At 63.2% G+C, this 19,170-nt stretch carries 18 protein-coding genes; 14 read left to right on the top strand and 4 right to left on the bottom strand.

Annotation, left to right across the window (positions count from 1 at the left end):
* Positions 1–236: 236 nt before the first annotated feature.
* The gene (locus ACIQTW_RS17630; protein WP_402939520.1) at positions 237–2,048 is read left to right on the top strand and encodes a proline--tRNA ligase; all 1,812 of its coding nucleotides are present in this window, start codon (positions 237–239) and stop codon (positions 2,046–2,048) included.
* Positions 2,045–2,842: a sulfite exporter TauE/SafE family protein gene (locus tag ACIQTW_RS17625; protein WP_402939518.1), complete on the top strand. Its 798-nt coding sequence runs from the start codon at positions 2,045–2,047 to the stop codon at positions 2,840–2,842. The genes ACIQTW_RS17630 and ACIQTW_RS17625 overlap by 4 nt, the downstream gene beginning before the upstream one ends.
* A 28-nt stretch (positions 2,843–2,870) precedes the next feature.
* On the opposite strand, the gene ACIQTW_RS17620 is transcribed toward ACIQTW_RS17625, so the two are convergent.
* Genes ACIQTW_RS17620 through ACIQTW_RS17610 form a run of 3 tightly spaced genes read right to left on the bottom strand, consistent with a single transcriptional unit; the run spans position 2,871 to position 5,870 of the window.
* Entirely contained in the window at positions 2,871–3,893 is a 1,023-nt protein-coding gene (locus ACIQTW_RS17620; protein WP_402939515.1) for an aminoglycoside phosphotransferase family protein, read from the bottom strand.
* A gap of 34 nt (positions 3,894–3,927) precedes the next feature.
* Complete coding sequence (locus tag ACIQTW_RS17615; protein WP_402939845.1) at positions 3,928–4,659, bottom strand: VIT family protein; 732 nt, start codon at positions 4,657–4,659, stop codon at positions 3,928–3,930.
* A 47-nt stretch (positions 4,660–4,706) separates the two neighbouring features.
* Complete coding sequence (locus ACIQTW_RS17610) at positions 4,707–5,870, bottom strand: DUF4439 domain-containing protein (RefSeq protein WP_402939513.1); 1,164 nt, start codon at positions 5,868–5,870, stop codon at positions 4,707–4,709.
* A 30-nt stretch (positions 5,871–5,900) separates the two neighbouring features.
* On the opposite strand from ACIQTW_RS17610, the gene rimP reads away from it, so the two are divergent.
* The 6 genes from rimP (at position 5,901) to ACIQTW_RS17580 (ending at position 12,207) form a co-directional block, all read left to right on the top strand.
* Entirely contained in the window at positions 5,901–6,512 is a 612-nt protein-coding gene (gene rimP, locus ACIQTW_RS17605) for a ribosome maturation factor RimP (RefSeq protein ID WP_402939510.1), read from the top strand.
* Positions 6,512–7,492, top strand: coding sequence for a transcription termination factor NusA (nusA, locus tag ACIQTW_RS17600; protein ID WP_091466435.1), 981 nt, complete (start codon positions 6,512–6,514; stop codon positions 7,490–7,492). Before rimP ends, nusA begins: the two co-directional genes overlap by 1 nt.
* 196 nt (positions 7,493–7,688) lie before the next feature.
* Positions 7,689–8,030: a YlxR family protein gene (locus ACIQTW_RS17595; RefSeq protein ID WP_402939507.1), complete on the top strand. Its 342-nt coding sequence runs from the start codon at positions 7,689–7,691 to the stop codon at positions 8,028–8,030.
* 152 nt (positions 8,031–8,182) lie between these two features.
* The gene (gene infB / locus ACIQTW_RS17590) at positions 8,183–11,068 is read left to right on the top strand and encodes a translation initiation factor IF-2 (protein ID WP_091466438.1); all 2,886 of its coding nucleotides are present in this window, start codon (positions 8,183–8,185) and stop codon (positions 11,066–11,068) included.
* Positions 11,069–11,145: 77 nt separating this feature from the next.
* Positions 11,146–11,649 (top strand): 30S ribosome-binding factor RbfA, encoded by a 504-nt coding sequence (rbfA, locus tag ACIQTW_RS17585; RefSeq protein WP_091466440.1) that lies wholly within the window; start codon positions 11,146–11,148, stop codon positions 11,647–11,649.
* A gap of 75 nt (positions 11,650–11,724) precedes the next feature.
* Complete coding sequence (locus ACIQTW_RS17580; RefSeq protein WP_243836733.1) at positions 11,725–12,207, top strand: nucleoside deaminase; 483 nt, start codon at positions 11,725–11,727, stop codon at positions 12,205–12,207.
* A gap of 24 nt (positions 12,208–12,231) precedes the next feature.
* Here ACIQTW_RS17580 and ACIQTW_RS17575 read toward each other — a convergent pair whose 3' ends face one another.
* On the bottom strand, positions 12,232–13,386 hold the full coding sequence (locus ACIQTW_RS17575; RefSeq protein WP_402939501.1) for a pyridoxal phosphate-dependent aminotransferase: 1,155 nt from the start codon (positions 13,384–13,386) through the stop codon (positions 12,232–12,234).
* 34 nt (positions 13,387–13,420) lie between these two features.
* Between ACIQTW_RS17575 and truB the strand changes: the two genes are divergently transcribed.
* The 6 genes from truB (at position 13,421) to ACIQTW_RS17545 (ending at position 19,149) form a co-directional block, all read left to right on the top strand.
* A complete protein-coding gene (gene truB / locus ACIQTW_RS17570) occupies positions 13,421–14,344 on the top strand; it encodes a tRNA pseudouridine(55) synthase TruB (RefSeq protein ID WP_402939498.1) in 924 nt (307 codons plus the stop codon).
* A 2-nt stretch (positions 14,345–14,346) separates the two neighbouring features.
* The gene (locus ACIQTW_RS17565) at positions 14,347–14,700 is read left to right on the top strand and encodes a hypothetical protein (RefSeq protein ID WP_017198033.1); all 354 of its coding nucleotides are present in this window, start codon (positions 14,347–14,349) and stop codon (positions 14,698–14,700) included.
* A 2-nt stretch (positions 14,701–14,702) separates the two neighbouring features.
* Positions 14,703–15,155 carry a hypothetical protein gene (locus tag ACIQTW_RS17560; RefSeq protein WP_402939494.1) on the top strand — a complete coding sequence of 151 codons (453 nt, stop codon included), beginning with the start codon at positions 14,703–14,705 and terminating at the stop codon, positions 15,153–15,155.
* Positions 15,156–15,244: 89 nt separating this feature from the next.
* The gene (locus ACIQTW_RS17555) at positions 15,245–16,228 is read left to right on the top strand and encodes a bifunctional riboflavin kinase/FAD synthetase (protein ID WP_402939491.1); all 984 of its coding nucleotides are present in this window, start codon (positions 15,245–15,247) and stop codon (positions 16,226–16,228) included.
* Between the two features lie 159 nt (positions 16,229–16,387).
* A complete protein-coding gene (gene rpsO / locus ACIQTW_RS17550) occupies positions 16,388–16,657 on the top strand; it encodes a 30S ribosomal protein S15 (protein ID WP_017198030.1) in 270 nt (89 codons plus the stop codon).
* A gap of 239 nt (positions 16,658–16,896) precedes the next feature.
* Positions 16,897–19,149 (top strand): polyribonucleotide nucleotidyltransferase, encoded by a 2,253-nt coding sequence (locus tag ACIQTW_RS17545; protein ID WP_017198029.1) that lies wholly within the window; start codon positions 16,897–16,899, stop codon positions 19,147–19,149.
* Positions 19,150–19,170: the final 21 nt, after the last annotated feature.

Below are 19,170 nucleotides of genomic sequence, written 5' to 3'. Positions count from 1 at the left end.
TGGAGGGAACGGCGATGTAGTCCCAGGACAGAGTCTGCGGCCGGCCGGCCGCTGAGCCACGCCATCGCAGGATGACCAGCCGGTTGCGGCCAGGGGCTTCCAAACGCGACGGCGTGGCTCTTCTGTGTTCAGGCTGTCCGGACGCCATGCGGTCCCGTTCAAGCGGCTCGGCGTCAGCCGGTAGATTAGTAGGCAGTTGTTTTTGCCACATCTGCCATAGAAACGGATACGTACCCGTGGTCCTTCGCCTTTCCCAGCTGTTCCTGCGCACCCTGCGTGAAGATCCCGTCGACGCCGAGGTCGCTAGCCACAAGCTCCTGGTGCGTGCCGGCTACATCCGCCGCGCTGCACCCGGTATCTACACGTGGCTGCCGCTGGGCCTGAGCGTCCTGCGGAAGGTTGAGGACATCATCCGCCAGGAGATGTCCGCCATCGGAGCCCAGGAAGTCCACTTCCCGGCGCTGCTTCCCCGCGAGCCCTATGAGGCCACCAACCGTTGGACAGAATACGGCGAAGGCCTGTTCCGCCTCCAGGACCGCAAGGGTGCAGATTATTTGCTGGCTCCCACGCACGAGGAGATGTTCACGCTCCTGGTCAAGGACCTGTACTCCTCGTACAAGGACCTGCCGCTGAGCCTTTACCAGATCCAGAACAAGTACCGCGATGAAGCGCGTCCGCGGGCAGGACTCCTCCGTGGCCGCGAGTTCATTATGAAGGACTCCTACTCCTTCGACATTGACGACGCCGGCTTGGACGCAAGCTACGCCGCCCACCGGGGTGCTTACCTGAAGATCTTCGCGCGCCTGGGCCTGGAAGTCATTCCTGTTGCCGCCACCGCTGGTGCCATGGGTGGCTCAAAGAGCGAGGAATTCCTGTTCCCCACCGAGATTGGCGAGGACACGTTTGTGCGCTCGGCCGGCGGCTACTACGCCAATGTTGAGGCTGTGACCACCGTGGTTCCGGACGACATCGACTTCACCAACGCTCCGGCCGCTGAGGTCCTGGACACCCCGAACACCCCAACCATCGATACTCTGGTGGACGCCGCCAACCAACTCGCTCCCCGCAGCGAGGCCGACGGCGGCACCTGGACGGCCGCTGACACCCTCAAGAATGTTGTCCTTGCCGTCACGCTGCCCACAGGTGAGCGCCAAATCGTGGTTATTGGCGTTCCGGGTGACCGCGGCGTAGACCTCAAGCGCGTGGAAGCCAACATCGGCTCCCACCTGCCCATCGCCGGCGAAATCGGCCTCGAGGCTGCCAACGAAGAAGACCTCAAAAAGCTGCCGTGGCTGGTCAAGGGCTATATCGGACCGGGTTTGTCCCTCGACGAGCCCGTCCTTGGCCTTGAAGGATCTTCCAAGGTGCTCTTCCTTGTGGATCCCCGCGTTGTCTCCGGCACCAGCTGGGTGACCGGTGCCAATGCCGAAGGTAAGCACGTTTTCGGACTGGTCGCCGGCCGCGACTTCAGTTGGGACGGCGTCATTGAGAGCACTGACGTGCGTGCCGGCGATCCCGCGCCGGACGGTTCCGGACCGCTTGAAACCGCCCGTGGCATCGAAATGGGCCACATCTTCCAGCTTGGACGTAAGTACGCCGAGGCCCTGGACCTGAAGGTGCTGGATCAAAACGGCAAGCAGCAGGTTGTCACCATGGGCTCCTACGGCGTTGGCGTGACGCGTGCTGTCGCAGCGCTGGCCGAAGCAAACCATGACGACCGCGGCCTCGTGTGGCCGCGCTCCGTCGCTCCGTCAGATGTGCACGTCGTGGCAGTCGGCCGTGGCGATGAGATCTTCGAAGCCGCTGAAAGGCTCTCGGCTGAGCTTGAAGCTGCCGGCTTGGACGTCATTTTCGACGACCGCCCGAAGGTATCTCCCGGCGTAAAGTTCGGCGACGCCGAACTCGTGGGTGTGCCCACCATCCTGGCCGTTGGCCGCGGGCTGGTGGACGGTGTCGTTGAAATCAAAGACCGCCGCAGCGGCGAAGCCGAAAACGTTTCGGTGGACAAAGCCGTGGATTACGTGGTCAACGCTGTACGAACCCGGTGATTTCCGGCTTCGAGTCGATCCAGCTCACCACCCTCATCCTGATTGTGGTGGCCGGCTTCGCAGCAGGCTGGGTTGACGCCGTAGTTGGGGGCGGGGGACTGATTCAGCTCCCCGCCCTGCTGCTGGTCCCGGGTATCACGCCCGTCCAGGCCTTGGCCACGAACAAGATGGGCTCCATCTTCGGGACCACCACAAGCGCGGTCACCTACTATCGCCGCGTCGGCCCGGATCTCAAGACCGCTATTCCGATGGCGGTCATCGCCCTTGCCGGGAGCTTCGGTGGGGCCATCCTTGCCGCGTCTCTTCCGGCCAGCGTCTTCAAACCGATCATTGTGGTGGCGCTGATCGCCGTCGCCGTTTTCACTGCCTTGCGTCCCAGTGCCGGTGAACTGACAGCGCTCCGCCACGATGGCCATAAGCATTACGTGGTGGCCTGCCTCATCGGTGCCGTCATCGGCTTTTATGACGGTCTGATTGGCCCCGGTACTGGCTCGTTCCTGGTCATTGCCCTCGTTTCGGCGATGGGTTATGCCTTTCTCGAAGCCAGTGCCAAGGCGAAAATCGTCAACATGGCCACCAATGCCGGAGCCTTGATCTTCTTCCTTCCGCACGGCTCATTGCTCTGGGGCGTGGGACTGCTTTTGGGTCTGGCAAACATGGCAGGCGGCTATCTCGGGGCCAGGACCGCCGTGGCGAGGGGAAGTAAATTCGTACGCCTCGTTTTCCTGGTGGTGGTGGCGGCGCTGATCATCAAACTAGGCATGGACGTCTGGAACGAGAACTTCGCAGCGTAGGACCGCTGCGGCCGGCAGGACCGTGATCTCACGCCGCTTCGCCGGGATCGGGGAGATCATGCGCCGACGGCAGGTCCGCCAGCGTGCTGCCGGCGAGGGTGCTGGCGACCCATAGGGAGCGGGCAAGGTCACCTCCGTGTCCGGGCTTCGCGGCGTACCACAGAGCATTCTGCACCTCACGGGCAATGCCCCATTGGCGGGCAACCTCCGGGTCTAATCCAGCGGCGTAGCTGAAGTCCCGGCACCGCTCCAGCAACCCGGCCTCCGGGTCGGTCCGCGGTAGGTCGTGGATGCGGTTCCACAGGATGGGGGCGACGGCGAACTCCGCCTCGCCTATCTGTGGTTGGGGATCTATGGCCAGATAGTCTCCGCGGAGGGGCAGTCTTTCGGCAGTTGTGGTGGCAAGGATATTCATGAAGTGAAGGTCAGTGTGCACCAGGACATCCACTCCGGAACGGCGTCCCACGGCCCCGCGCGTTTGGCACACTTCCAGTGCCGCCTCCAGCAGCCACCTGGGGAAGGGGCGGTCCAAGTGCTCCCACTCTGCGGGGAGTTCATCGCTCCACCGCTCGGCGGTTGCAGCAACGTGGTCGAAGGCCCGCCACTCGAGTCGGTCATCGGGCTGGATTGAGAGTTCCCGCATAATGGCGCCCCACACGTCCCTGGCTTCATCCAAAGGGGCGTCCTGGAGCCAGCGGGAGGCATCAAGGCGTTCAAGCAGCATGGAGCAACTTCCCACGTCCGAAGCGAGGAGGCGGACGGCGCCGTGGCCGTCCCAAAGGGTCAGTGCGTGGCGCTCCACCAGTGCTTCTTCATGGGGAAAGGCGATCTTAAGGGCTGCGGGCGTGCCGTTTTGAAGAACAGGGACCACCAATGCTCCGTGGCCATTCCAAGGCTCAGCGCCTGGTGCAAGGTCCACCGACAGATGCCAGCGGTCCAGTGCCCCGGAGATGAGCCCCGGGAGGCTGGCAAGCCAATCCCTGCCCGCTGAGTCGCGGTTGTAACGGGCGTGGAGGTCGCCCGGAATGGGAATCATCGCGTGAAGGGTCACGCCAACAGCCTAACTCCGAGTCAACGCGAGCCTCCTAGAAAACGCCGCTCGCTCCCAACAGGGTTCCTATCGAGAATGTAGCGGCCAGCGCCAAGGCCCCTCCGAGGACCACTCGGGCTGCTGCGCGGAAACGGGCAGCGCCGCCGATCCATGCGCCAACGGCGCCGGTGATCGCCAAGGCCAACAGGACTGCAATGAACGTCAGGGGCACCCGCAACTCCGGTGGAGGCAACAGGATAGCCAGCATCGGAAGTGCCGCTCCGAGGGTAAAGGCCACGGCGGAAGCCAACGCTGCATTCCAGGGGCTGACGATGTCATCTTCATGGATGTTCAGCTCGGCCGACAGGTGGGCGGCCAGGGCATCATGCTCAGTCAGCTCCTGCGCGACGACCCGGGCTGTCTTGGCGCTGAGCCCTTTCGATTCGTAGATGGCGGCCAGCTCTTCGAGTTCATCCTCCGGTTGCTCCGCCAGCTCTCGTTTCTCCTTTTCGATCAACGCTTTCTGGGTGTCGCTTTGGCTGCTGACGGACACGTATTCACCCAAAGCCATGGAGATGGCGCCACCCACCACGCCGGCGGTGCCCGCAGCGAGGATACTGCCAGTGCTGGTGGTGGCTCCTGCCACACCCACCACAATCGCTGCGACGGACACGATGCCGTCATTGGCGCCGAGGACTCCAGCCCTCAACCAGTTCAAACGGTGGGCCAGATCGTCCCGGTGAGGTTCGTTTTCATGCGTGGTGGCAGTTTTGCGGAGGCCATGCATCAAGCCAAGCACTGGCAAGCGGCCCTGACCAGCATGGCTAGGCTCGCCTATCTGCCGTTGAAGGACGTGGCGGTGGGCGTCGGCAGCGCAGGTAGCTCGCCGACGTCGAGCACGAGGCCCGGCAACGCGGGTAGCGTTGCTCCCCAGGCAGTGCTCCTACGGGCAGCGGCCAGGAGGCCGTCGACGGCCCAGGCCCGGGTCTCCTCCGTAGACAGTGCCACCAGGTCACCGAGTCGAGGCAGGGAAGCAAGTTCCACAAAACCCAGGAAAGCGGCCGGGTCCTGGGTGAATTGCTCCGGCAACCGGTAGCCCGCCTCGCCTGGAGGCGCGTCTGCGCAATTGGCGCTGGTGAGCGATTCTGCCTGCTGGAGCAGTACCTCGTGCATTTGCAAGTACTTGGCAGCAGCAGGCGAGTTCGAAGTGTCCAGCCTTTTCAGTGCCACCTGGTAAACGTAGATCGCTTCCTGCTGCGAGCGAACCACCGCAGCCAAGGCGGTGTCCGTAGTGGCGGACGTCGGCTCCGGAGTGGGGCTGGCTGACGGGCACGAGGCCGCCAGGGGAGTTGCCGCAGGAGCTTTGGTGTCTGTCGCAGTTGTCTGCTGTGGCAGCGGAAGTTGCCACTCCGCGGCCAGCCTTTCGGACTGAAGCAGCTGCGCGGTTCCGACGGCGGCAAGCAGGCGGGCGATCCCGCCGTCGGCCTCACGGGCGTCGTCCAATCGCTTCTGCCCACTGCCAGCCAACCCGGTCAGGAAAGAAGCACGGCTGGGTGGTGCGGCCGCACTTTCTTGATCCGCAGTGGTCGGACCGACGGGTGACGGGGCGCCGGACGCTACACCATGAGGGCCCTGCAGGGCCTGCGCGTGGGTTGTCAGCAAAGTCACAGCGTTGCCGAGCGTCGGCTTTCCGGCACCCGAAGCCGACGCCTCCGCCAGCATGGTGGCCGCTTCCCGCAACCGCTGCGTGTCCTCCAGCGCCACGATGCGGGCGGTTTCGGAGAAGGGAACCGCCGGGGGAGTGCCGGAATCACGCGGAATAAGCACCATTCCGGTGCCCGCAACAAGCAGCGCCACCACGGCAACCAGCAAAACCCGGCCCCAGGGTGGTGTTCGTCGTTTTTCGCTTGTCTGCCCGTTCACAACAGACCATGGTGTCACGTGGACGGGGAAGTCCGTGCACCATGTTCCCGGGAAAATCGTTAGGCTAGTAGTCACAACAACATCTATCGGGAGGCGGCGGGCAACGTGAGTGACTCGGAAGCCACGACTTCAACAGACCGTTCTGAATCGAACTCAACGGCCACCATCCACAACCCGGAAGAGAGCAGGCTTAGGGCGCTGCTTGAACCGGCTGTCCTTGCCAGCAGGCTCTACCTCGAGGATGTTTCCATCCACGTTGCCGGTTCACACCGCACGGTCCACGTTGTCGTGGACCTTCCGCAGGAAGAGACCGGGGGCGTCAGCCTTGACGCCATCGCGGAGGTCTCCCGCGGCCTGTCCGACATCCTGGACAACGATCCCCATGACGACGGCCGTCCGTACGACCTTGAGGTTTCTTCCCCGGGAGTAGGCCGTCCCCTGACAGAGCCGCGTCACTGGCATCGCGCCCGCGGCCGCATGGTCAGGGTCAACGTCATCCAAGGGGATAACCTCCTGGGCCGTATCGCATCGGTTGGGGATGATGCCGTGACGCTCATCCCCGAGCATGAGGTCAAAAAGGGCATGAAGCCCAAGCAGGGCGAACCCATCACTATTCCTTTCGACAGGATCCGCCAAGGAAAAGTCGAGATTGAATTCAGCCACCTCCACGAGGCTGCGCTGGAAGACGAGCACAACGGACCTTCCGAGGAGGCCTAATGGATATTGACATGAGCGCACTGAGACTCCTGGAGCGTGAGCGTGAAATCCCGCTGGATCTCCTGATTCCCACCATCGAGCAGGCGCTGTTGGTGGCGTACCACAAGACGCCCGGCGCCTTCGAAAAGGCCCGCGCTGAACTGGACCGCAAGAGCGGTCACGTGACTATCTGGGCGACGGAAATCGACGACGACGGCGAGCCCATCGGCGAGTTCGAGGACACCCCGGCCGGTTTCGGCCGCATCGCCGCAAGCACCGCGCGCCAGATCATCCTGCAGCGCCTTCGCGACGTGGAAGACGATAACGTGCTGGGCGAGTTCAAGGGCCGTGAAGGCGAGCTTGTAGCCGGCATGATCCAGCAGGGCAACAACCCGCACATGATTCAGGTCAACCTGGGAGCTGTGGAAGCGTTGCTGCCGCCGCCCGAGCAGGTTCCGGGTGAGAAGTACCTCCATGGAAGCCGCTTGCGTGCCTTTGTGGTGGATGTACACCGCGGGGCCAAGGGACCATCCATCACGTTGTCCCGCTCGCACCCCGGCCTGGTCCGGAAGCTGTTCGAAATGGAAGTTCCGGAAATTGCGGACCACTCCGTGGAGATCGTGGCCCTGGCCCGCGAAGCCGGTCACCGCACCAAGATCGCAGTGAAGGCAAACACTCCCGGCGTCAACGCCAAGGGTGCCTGCATCGGTGAAATGGGTTCCCGTGTCCGGGCTGTCATGACCGAACTGAACGACGAGAAGATCGACATCGTGGACTTCAGTGATGACCCCGCGACCTTCATTGCCAACTCGTTGTCGCCGTCGCGAGTGAATTCCGTCACTATCACGGACGAAGCCACCCGCTCCGCCCGCGTGGTTGTGCCTGATTACCAGCTTTCACTGGCGATCGGGAAGGAAGGCCAGAACGCCCGACTCGCAGCCAAGCTGACGGGCTGGCGCATTGATATCGTCTCGGACGCGGCTCCGGCCAAGACGGACTAACGGTTCAACCGGCGGCCGTGCCGCCGGTTCTGCGCCGCGCTGGTGGCTTACTTGGTTTCGGGAGACCGGGGCCGGGGGGCTAGACTAGATGGAACCGGGCTTACGTCCGGTATCCGCGCGCTTTGGCGTGCCTCAGCTGCATGCGCAGGACCGGGGCCCGTCGGGTGCCAGTAGCGTAAGGCAGGTTGGACACGTCGTGGCTGAACTGCTTGAACATGGCCGCGGGCCTGTTCGCACGTGCATCGGATGCCGGAAGCAAGGCTCCCGGTCCGAGCTTGTCCGGCTAGTCGCCCAAGGCAGCGGTTCGTCCGCCGTCCTGGTGGATGAACGACGCCGGATGGCCGGCAGGGGTGCGTGGCTGCACCCCAGCGAAAAGTGCTTGGCATTGGCGATCAAGCGGCGAGCTTTCGGAAGGGCCCTTGCGGGTGCATCCGATACACGCGCCGTGGAGAGATACCTGATGTCCGGTACGCCACTTGTGGAGGCCCAGGCCGCCGCAGGAAAACCGTCCAAACCTGAAAGCGGGTCAGAAAACTGATGGAAACCCGATGAGTTCCCAGCGATGAGTGCGTAACGATGACAACTTTGTTGCGCTCTGCAATGGGCCTTTCAATCGCGCAAGCGGCGAAGGCCCGCAGTAAGAAGTAGACGGTTCGTGCCTGGCTCGGTGCGGACCGAGACAGGAGAAATGTGGCCAAGGTCCGCGTACATGAGCTCGCCAAAGAGCTCGGTATTACTTCCAAAGATGCAGTAACCAAACTGCAGGAATTGGGCGAATTCGTTCGCTCCGCCTCTTCAACAATTGAGGCCCCCGTCGTGAAGAAGCTTCGCGACGCCTACCCGGGTGCCGGCGCTGCCAAAGCCGCCGCACCCGCTGCTGCCCCCAAAGCTCCCGCAGCATCCCGTCCGGCAGCTCCGGCACCGGGTCCTGCAGCGCCGAAGGCTCCGGCCCCGGCACCTGCAGCCCCCGCTCCGGCAGCTCCGGCCGCCACTACACCGGCAGCTCCTGCTGCCACTGCTCCGGCAGCACCCGCGCCGGCAGCCCCTGCGGCTCCTGCCGCATCCACCCCGGTTTCGGCCAAGCCCGGCGCCCGTCCTGCTCCCAAGGCAGAGACTCCGGCTCCGGCACGTCAAGGTGGCCAGGCTCCGCGTCCCGGCGGACCCCGTCCGGGCAACAACCCGTTTGCTACGTCCCAGGGCATGCCCCGGGGCCGTGGTGGCGACGGAGACCGTCCGCCGCGTCCGGGTAACAACCCGTTTGCACCGTCCCAGGGCATGCCCCGGGGCGAACGCCGCAACGATGGCGAACGCCCCGGTGGTCCGCGTCCCGCGGCTGGCGCAGGCGGACCCCGTCCCGCAGCAGGTACCGGTGGACCCCGTCCGGGCGCTCCGCGTCCCGGTGCACCCCGTCCGGGCGCTCCGCGTCCCGCCGGCGGTCCGGGTGCCGGAAACCGTCCTACCCCGGGCATGATGCCCAACCGCACTGAGCGTCCGGCTCCCGGTGGCGCAGGCCGTCCGGGTGGCGCAGGCCGTCCGGGTGGCGGACCCGGTCGTCCCGGTGGCGCACCTGGTGCAGGCACTGGTGGCGGAGCTCCCGCCGGCGGTGGCTTCGGCAAGGGTGGCCGCGGTCGCGGTGGTACCCAGGGTGCCTTCGGCAAGGGCGGCGCCGGTCGTGGCAAGCAGCGCAAGTCGAAGCGTGCGAAGCGCCAGGAACTGGAGCAGATGAGTGCTCCGTCACTGGGCGGCGTATCAGTACCCCGCGGTGATGGCGAGACCATCATCCGCCTGCGTCGTGGTTCGTCCATCACGGACTTTGCCGAGAAGATTGACGCGAACCCCGCATCGCTGGTGACCGTTCTGTTCCACCTCGGTGAGATGGCAACGGCTACGCAGTCCTTGGACGAAGACACCTTTGGCCTGCTTGGCGCCGAACTCGGCTACAAGCTCCAGGTTGTTTCCCCCGAGGATGAAGAACGCGAGCTGCTGGACCAGTTCGACATCAACATCCAGGACGAACTCGACGCCGAAGGCGACGACGTCCTCGAGGCCCGCGCACCGGTTGTCACCGTCATGGGTCACGTTGACCACGGTAAGACCCGCCTGTTGGATGCCATCCGCAACTCGAACGTTGTGGCCGGCGAGCATGGTGGCATCACCCAGCACATTGGTGCTTACCAGATCAGCCACGTTCACGAGGGCACGGCCCGCGATATCACCTTCATTGACACCCCCGGTCACGAGGCCTTCACGGCCATGCGTGCACGTGGTGCCAAGGTCACCGACATCGCGATCCTGGTTGTCGCAGCCGACGACGGCGTTATGCCGCAGACGGTGGAAGCACTCAACCACGCCCAGGCAGCAAACGTGCCGATCGTCGTCGCCGTGAACAAGATCGACAAGGAAGGCGCCAACCCTGACAAGGTCAAGGGCCAGCTGACCGAGTACGGCCTGGTTCCCGAAGAATACGGTGGCGACACCATGTTCGTTGAGGTCTCTGCCCGCCAGAACCTCAACATCGATGAACTGATCGACGCCGTCCTGCTGACAGCCGATGCCGCACTGGATCTGCGCGCCAACCCGGACAAGGACGCTCGAGGCATTGCCATCGAAGCGAACCTCGACAAGGGCCGCGGTGCCGTTGCTACCGTCCTGGTGCAGTCCGGAACCCTGGCAGTGGGCGACACGATCGTGGCCGGTACGGCTCACGGCCGCGTCCGCGCCATGTTCGACGAGAACGGCGAGGCACTCGATGTCGCACTGCCGTCCCGCCCGGTCCAGGTCCTCGGCCTGTCCAACGTGCCGCGCGCAGGTGACACCTTCCTGGTGACCCCTGACGAGCGTACGGCCCGCCAGATCGCTGAGAAGCGTGAAGCTGCCGACCGCAACGCTGCACTGGCCAAGCGTCGCAAGCGCATCAGCCTGGAAGACTTCGACCAGGCCGTTGCCGAAGGCAAGATCGACACCCTCAACCTCATCCTCAAGGGTGACGTGTCCGGTGCCGTGGAAGCCCTCGAAGACGCCTTGCTCAAGATCGACGTCGGAGACGACGACGTTCAGCTTCGTGTCATCCACCGCGGTGTGGGTGCCATCACGCAGAACGACGTCAACCTCGCCACGGTGGACAACGCCATCATCATCGGCTTCAACGTCAAGCCGGCCGAGCGTGTTGCTGAACTGGCTGACCGTGAAGGCGTGGACATGCGCTTCTACTCGGTTATCTACGCAGCAATCGATGACATCGAGATGGCCCTCAAGGGCATGCTCAAGCCGGAATACGAAGAAGTCCAGCTCGGTACTGCCGAGGTTCGCGAAGTCTTCCGTTCTTCCAAGTTCGGAAACATCGCCGGCTCGATCGTCCGCACGGGCATCATCCGCCGTAACACCAAGGCACGTGTCAGCCGCGACGGCAAGGTCATCGGTGACAACCTCACCGTTGAGACGCTCAAGCGCTTCAAGGATGACGCCACCGAAGTCCGCACCGACTTCGAGTGTGGTATCGGTCTTGGCTCCTTCAATGACATCACTGAAGGCGACATCATCGAGACCTTCGAAATGCGCGAAAAGCCGCGTAGCTAGGTTCCGTTTGGAACGGGTCCGTCGGGTAGCCCCGGCGGACCCGTTCCTTCCCCTTTTCTACTTACCAGGAGGAAGTCATGGCTGATCCCGCACGCGCTGCCAAGCTGGCACAGCGGATAAAGGTCGTCGTCGCTGAGGCCCTCGGACGACGGGTCAAGGATCCGCGCGTTGAGTCCATCACGGTCACGGACGCCCGCGTCACCAACGACCTTCAGCACGCCACCATCTACTACACCGTTTTTGGTGACGATGTAGCCCAGGCAGATGCTGCCAGGGCGCTGGAGAAGGCCAAGGGTGTACTGCGCCAGGAAGTCGGCCGCAACATCACTGTTCGCCTCACTCCGACACTCGAGTTCGTGGCTGACCAGATTCCGGTCAATGCCTCCAACCTGGAGGAGCTCCTCCGTGAAGCCAAGCGTCGCGACGCAGAGGTAGCCGCTTTGGCTGCCAGTGCCAAGCACGCCGGCGAGGCAGACCCTTACAAGGGTGACTCTCCGGAGGACGTTGACGAGGACGACTTCGACGAAGAGGACACTGACCTCTCCGGCGATAACGAACTCGACGAAGACGCCAACCGCTAGTTTTTGAGCAACTGATGCCCCTAAGAAGCCTTCTTAGGGGCATTTGCTGTACTCAAACTCGCTATGATCGGGAGCATGTCGCCGCACAGTGCTCAGCAACGTGATGAATACCTGAACCTGGCCATCAAGCTGGCCGTGCAAAACGTTTCCGACGGCGGCGGCCCTTTCGGCGCCGTCGTGGTCGCCCCGGACGGAACCGTCCATGAGGGAGTCAACCGGGTCACGCGGGACCACGATCCCACAGCACATGCCGAAGTGGTGGCAATCCGCCGTGCTGCAGCTGCGACCAAAAGGTTCGACCTCACGGGGTCCGTTCTCTACGCAAGCTGTGAACCATGCCCGCTGTGCCTATCCGCCACGCTCTGGGCCAGGATCGGGCATGTCTATTTCGCGGCAGACCGGCACGGCGCGGCCAGGGCGGGCTTCGACGACGCTGTGTTCTACGAGTATTTCGCAGGCACCAGACCGGAACTGCTGCCCGTGGAGCATGCCGAGCTGGCCGCTTCAGATGAACCCTTCGACGCATGGCGGAACCACGCGCACAGGACGAGCTACTGAGCCCGATACTGAGAAACCGCGCGACTAGACCTTGGCTGGGAGGCGGCTGACGCCGTCGAGCAGGTCTTGTTGACCGCCACAAAGGGCGATCCTGATCCAGCCCTCGCCGATCGAGCCGAATGCCGTACCGGGAGCGAAGGACACTCCGGACTCAGCCAGGAAGGCCCGCACCCAGGCCCTGACATCCCCGCCGCTCAGATGCGAGACGTCGGCCCACAGGTAGAACGCCCCCTGGGCGCCCAGGAACGGAATTCCCTTCTTCGCCAAAACAGCTGAGGCTGCATCCCGGTTACTCCGGTAGTGGTCGCGAGCCTGGGAAACATAGTCCTGGGGTCCTGTCAGCGCGGCCAAGGCGGCGTACTGCGAAGGAGACGCGACGCAGGACACGATTGACTCCATAACGTTGTTCATCTTCGGCTCCAACCCGGGCGGGCAGATCAACGCCCCAATCCGAAGGCCTGTTAGCCCGTAGGTCTTGGACAGTGTCAGGGAAGTGAAGACCCGGGCTTCTCCGGGGATGTCGCTGTCGAAGCGCGCAGGGCTGACATGGGGGACATCGAACGTGAAGGCTTCATAGCACTCGTCGGAGATGATCCAAAGGTCATGGCGAACGGCAAGCTCCACCAGTTGGCGCGTGGATTCTTCGCTGAAGACGGCGCCCAAGGGGTTGGACGGGGAGTTCAACATGAGGACCCTGGTGCTTGGCGTGATGAGGGCCTCGATGTCCTCAATGCGCGGCTGGAAGTCGTTCTGCGGGTATAGCGGATACTGCACCGGCACGGCGTGCAGCAGCCTGCTGGTCATGGCGAAAGTGGGGTAGCCGGGGTTGGGGATGAGAATCTCGTCGCCGGGGGAGAGGAGGAGGCTCATGGCGAAGTGCAGTCCCTGCTGGGCACCGTCCACTACATACACACGCTCCGCGCCGATATCCACGTTTTGCTGTTCGCGGAAGCGGGCGGCAAAGGCTTCACGGAGGGCCGGGATCCCGGCGTTGGGTGTGTAGTTGGTCTCATCGCGATCCAGGCAGTCAATGCCGGCGTCGAGGATATGCCGGGGTAAGGCAAAGCCCGGCTCTCCGATGCTGAGGACGATTGCTCCGGGGGTGGACCACGCAGCTTCGGTGATCTCACGGATCTGGTTCACGGGGACGTCGCGGACATGCGCGGCAAGCTCAGGCATGGGAGCCATCCTAGCCACCCATATACTGGTAAGCGTGCTTTCTGGACTGGTAATCGTTGACAAACCGCAGGGATGGACCAGCCATGATGTGGTTGGCCGGATGCGGCGGCTGGCCGGCACCCGGAAAGTGGGCCACGCCGGCACGCTTGATCCCATGGCAACCGGCGTTCTGGTGCTCGGCATCAACAAGGCCACACGCCTGCTGACATACATCGTGGGCACGTCCAAGACGTACACCGCCACTATCAGGCTGGGCGAAACCACCATCACCGACGACGCCGAGGGCGAGGTCACGGAGGCCCGCACCGCAGCGGACATTACTGACGACGCCGTTGCCGCCGGTGTTGTCGCGCTCACCGGGCCCATCGAGCAGGTTCCCAGCAGCGTCAGCGCCATCAAGGTCAACGGCGAACGCTCCTACGCCCGTGTCCGCTCGGGCGAAGAGGTCAAGCTCGCGGCTCGTCCTGTCACCATCCACCGCTTCGATGTACATTCCATCACCAGGATCGACGGCGGCAGGGTAGTTGACGTCGACGTGACCGTTGAGTGTTCGTCCGGCACATACATCAGGGCGTTGGCCCGGGACCTCGGTATCGCCTTGGGCGTCGGTGGGCACCTCACAGCCCTGCGCAGGACCCAGGTTGGCCCTTACTCCCTCGATCAAGCGCGCACGCTGGAGGAGCTGGCAGAAGATCTCGAGGTGTTGGAGATGTCCCTGGCGGCACGGTCGCTGATGCCCAACCGGGAGCTGAGTGAGGAAGAAACCACTGAGATCTCCTTTGGCCGCCGCATCGCTGCCGGGCCGGGAGCCGGAACGGCGGACGCCGCCACGGCCGAAAAGCCTGCCGCAGCATTCGCGCCCTCGGGGGAGCTTGTGGCACTGCTGGCTGACACGGGCAGCTTCGCTAAACCAGTGCTGGTCTTTGCCCCGGGAACTGGAACAGGGCAGGCAAAATAGGCATGGACGGATATTTTTACGCCATCCTCATCGTCGGACTGGTGTCCACGATCATGTGCGTCGTGGCTGGCTTGATGAAGAAAGCCCCGAATGACCCCACGATCTTTTCCGTGCTCGCCGTCGAGCTTGTACTGCTGGTGTATTTGGTGGGCTCGATCGTCCGCGTTGCCATGGGTGAGCAGATGGCCGGTGAAGCATGGGAATTCTGGGGCTACCTCATTGTTGCCCTGATGATTCCTTTGGGGGCCGTCTATTGGGCCATCCTTGAACGAACCCGCTGGAGCAACTTCGTCCTCGCGGCGGTGGGCGTAACCGCACTGGTGATGGCCGCACGCATGAACCAGATCTGGTACTGACCATGAAGGAAGAACACGACGTGACTGGAACCGAGACCAACCCGGCAAACCGGCAGCCGGGGCAGAAGGACACCCGGAACACAGGGCCCGGACGTTTGCTGATCGCGGTCTATGCCGTATTCGCGTTGTCCGCCACGGCACGTGCCGGCTACCAGATTGCCACCAAGTTCGCCGAAGCGCCGTTGGCGCACATCCTGTCGGCGTTCGCCGCCGTCGTCTACATTGTGGCCACCATCTCCCTCGCAAAGCCGGGCCGTACCTGGTTCAGGGTTTCCTTGGCTGCTGTGCTCACTGAGCTTGTGGGTGTGCTGGTGGTTGGTGCGATCAGCCTCTTTGATCCTGTTGCTTTCCCGCACGACACTGTTTGGTCCCTCTTTGGCCGCGGTTATGGCTTTGTCCCGCTGGTCCTGCCGATCCTTGGCCTTCTATGGCTCAACAAACGCCGGCCGTCCTGAGTCAAACACCCTAGCGGGTAACCTTAGAATGTTCCGGCGCCGGGAGGTTGCCGGGCGCAACGAACATCTGCAGTAAAAAGGCGAGGTTGATGGTCCACATCTGGAACGATCCCACCGAAGTCCCCAAGGACTTCGGACCTACTGTCGTTACCATCGGGAACTTTGACGGCGTCCATCGTGGCCACCAGCACGTCCTGTCGCAGTTGACCGATACGGCAAAGCTGCACAACATTCCTTCGGTGGCTGTGACGTTCGATCCCCACCCCGCCCAAGTGCACAGGCCGGATTCTGCTCCGGAGCTCATCATGGGGCTTCAGGACAAACTTGAGGCCCTCGGTGATACCGGGGTGGATGCTGTCCTGGTGATGAAGTACACCTTGGACCTGGCTGCTATGACCCCTCTGGAGTTTGTTCGCGAGGTTCTTCTCGACGGTCTTCACGCCGCACACCTCGTTGTGGGGCACGACCTCCGCTTCGGTGCCGGCAACGCAGGCGACGTCATCACCATGCAGGAACTGGGTGACCAGCTCGGGTTCGGGGTTCAGGTTGTCAATGAGTACGGCGCAGGGGGATTCCCGGTCCACGACGACGGCGATGCTGACCGCCGCTGTTCCTCCACCTGGGTGAGGGAGGCCTTGTCTGAAGGCGACGTAGTTACTGCTGCAGCGGTGCTGGGCCGGCCCCACCGCATGCGCGGGGAGGTGGTGCACGGAGCTGCCCGCGGGCGGGATCTTGGGTTCCCTACTGCCAACCTTTCCCACGATTCCACCGGTTATGTCCCGGCGGACGGCATCTATGCGGGGTGGCTGATCGACCAGGCCGGCACGCGCTGGCCTGCCGCTATCTCCGTTGGCTCCAACCCCACGTTCGATGGCGTCAGCCGACAAGTTGAGGCACACGTGATCGACCGTCCGGAGGAGAACGTTGAAGACTTCGACCTCTACGGGCAGACCGTTGCAGTCGAATTCACGCAGCGCCTGCGAGGCATGGTGGCCTACCGGGGCCCGGAAGCATTGGTCGAACAAATGTGCCTGGACGTAGCCCAGGCGCATGAGCTGTTGACCCGCCACTAGGGGCATTTCGACAACACTGCTGACGTGCCGGTAAACTGATGAGTGGATCCGGCTGCAGTCCGTGGCGGCTGGACCTGTTTTTGTGTGCGGCAACGTACCAGGGACAACCCGTCAGCGAGGCGCTGCACCGGGAGGCACGGCACAACTCTAGGAGTTCACGTGGCACTTGACGCCGCTGTAAAGCAGTCCATCATCAAGGAATACGCAACCTCTGAAGGCGACACCGGTTCGCCCGAGGTTCAGGTTGCAGTCCTGACCCAGCGGATCAAGGATCTGACTGAGCACATGAAGGAGCACAAGCACGACTTCCACACCCAGCGCGGTCTGCTGGCCATGGTTGGTCGTCGCAAGCGCATGCTTTCCTACCTGAAGAACACTGACATCGCCCGCTACCGTGCGCTCATCGAGCGTCTCGGCCTGCGCCGCTAGTCTGCCTTTAGGGGCGGCCCGCTCCTTATCGGAACGGGCCGCCTTCTTTACCAACAACTAAAAACAGGAATCAACCGCATCGCGCATTCGCGGTCCTCGGTAGTGATTCCCGGGAAGCCATCTGTGACGATGAGCCCGTGGATCTCGATCGATGACCGGGTGTCGTACAGGCCAGGAATAAAGAAGAGGCCTGGGTTGGTGCGGCGGACTTCCGCTAACAGAAACGGAGGTGACTCTCTATGGAGGGTCCCGAAATCCAGTTCTCCGAAGCCATTATCGACAACGGACGTTTCGGCAAGCGAGTTATTCGCTTCGAAACGGGCCGCCTTGCCAAGCAGGCAGCCGGCGCATCGATGGTCTACATCGACGAAGACACTGCATTGCTCTCGGCAACCACCGCAGGCAAGCAGCCGCGCGAAGGTTTCGACTTCTTCCCGCTGACGGTTGATGTCGAAGAGCGTATGTACGCTGCCGGCCGTATCCCGGGTTCGTTCTTCCGCCGCGAAGGCCGTCCCTCCACGGAAGCCATCCTGGCTTGCCGCCTGATGGACCGCCCGCTGCGCCCCGCCTTCGTGAAGGGCCTGCGTAACGAGGTCCAGATCGTGGTTACCGTTCTGGCCATTAACCCGGATGAGCTCTACGACGTCGTCGCCATCAACGCGTCCTCGATGTCCACACAGCTTTCCGGTCTCCCGTTCTCCGGCCCGATCGGTGGCGTCCGCGTCGCCCTCATCGCCGACGAACAGGGTTCACAGTGGGTTGCCTTCCCCAAGCACTCCCAGCTTGAGAACGCCGTGTTCAACATGGTTGTTGCCGGCCGCATTGCCGGTGACGACGTCGCCATCATGATGGTTGAAGCCGAAGCCACGGACAACTCCTGGAACCTCATTAAGGAACAGGGCGCAACCGCTCCTACCGAAGAGGTTGTTTCCGAAGGCCTCGAGGCTGCCAAGCCGTTCATCAAGGCACTCTGTGAAGCACAGGCAGACCTGGCAGCCCGCGCTGCCAAGCCCACGGTTGAGTTCCCGGTCTTCCTGGACTACCAGGACGATGTCTATGCAGCCGTTGAAGCCGCTGCCGCTGACAAGCTGGCTGCTGTCTTCCAGATCGCTGACAAGCAGGACCGCGATAACGCCTCCGACGAGCTCAAGGATGAGGTCCTTGGCTCACTTGCCGGCCAGTTCGAAGGCCGCGAGAAGGAACTGTCCGCAGCTTTCCGCTCGGTCACCAAGCACGTTGTGCGCCAGCGCATCCTCAAGGACCAGGTCCGCATCGACGGCCGTGGCCTGACGGACATCCGCCAGCTGACCGCCGAGGTAGAGGTTCTGCCGCGCGTTCACGGTTCCGCGATCTTCGAGCGCGGCGAAACCCAGATCATGGGTGTCACCACGCTGAACATGCTCAAGATGGAGCAGCAGATCGACTCGTTGTCGCCGGTAACGCGCAAGCGCTACATGCACAACTACAACTTCCCGCCGTACTCCACCGGTGAAACCGGCCGCGTCGGTTCCCCGAAGCGCCGCGAAATCGGCCACGGTGCCCTCGCTGAGCGCGCCCTGGTACCGGTTCTGCCTACCCGTGAAGAGTTCCCGTACGCCATCCGCCAGGTATCCGAGGCCCTCGGTTCCAACGGTTCGACGTCCATGGGTTCGGTCTGTGCTTCGACGCTCTCCATGCTTAACGCAGGTGTGCCGTTGAAGGCAGCTGTCGCCGGTATCGCCATGGGCCTGGTTTCCGACCAGGTTGACGGTCAGACCCGCTACGCAGCTTTGACCGATATCCTCGGCGCCGAAGACGCATTCGGTGACATGGACTTCAAGGTTGCCGGTACATCCGAGTTCGTCACGGCCATCCAGCTGGACACCAAGCTTGACGGCATTCCCGCTTCCGTGCTGGCAGCAGCTTTGAAGCAGGCCCGCGAAGCCCGCCTCCACATCCTCGAGGTCATCAACGCAGCGATCGACACTCCGGACGAGCTCTCCGAGTTCGCGCCGCGCGTCATCGCCGTCAAGATCCCCGTGGACAAGATCGGCGAGGTCATTGGCCCCAAGGGCAAGATGATCAACCAGATCCAGGAAGACACGGGCGCGGACATCTCCATCGAAGATGACGGCACGGTCTACATTGGCGCCACCAACGGTCCGTCTGCAGATGCAGCCCGTTCCGCCATCAACGCCATCGCCAACCCGCAGGTGCCGGAAATTGGTGAGCGCTACTTGGGTACGGTCGTCAAGACCACCACGTTCGGTGCTTTCGTTTCCCTCACCCCGGGCAAGGACGGCCTGCTGCACATCTCCGAGCTCCGCAAGCTGGCCAATGGCAAGCGCGTGGACAACGTTGATGACGTCGTCTCCGTTGGCCAGAAGGTCCAGGTCGAGATCACCAAGATCGACGACCGCGGAAAGCTTTCCCTCTCCCCGGTAGTTGCCGAGGAAGAAGGAGCAGCCTCCGAGGACGCTCCGGCCGAGGCCGCTGAAGAGTCCGCAGAGTAGTCTGTAAGCAGTACACCCGGC

The sequence above is a fragment of the Paenarthrobacter sp. NPDC090517 genome (genome assembly GCF_044769165.1).
Lineage (GTDB): Bacteria > Actinomycetota > Actinomycetes > Actinomycetales > Micrococcaceae > Arthrobacter.
The sequence above is the reverse complement of the archived record's forward strand: the minus strand, read 5'-3'. Positions and strand labels throughout refer to the sequence as shown.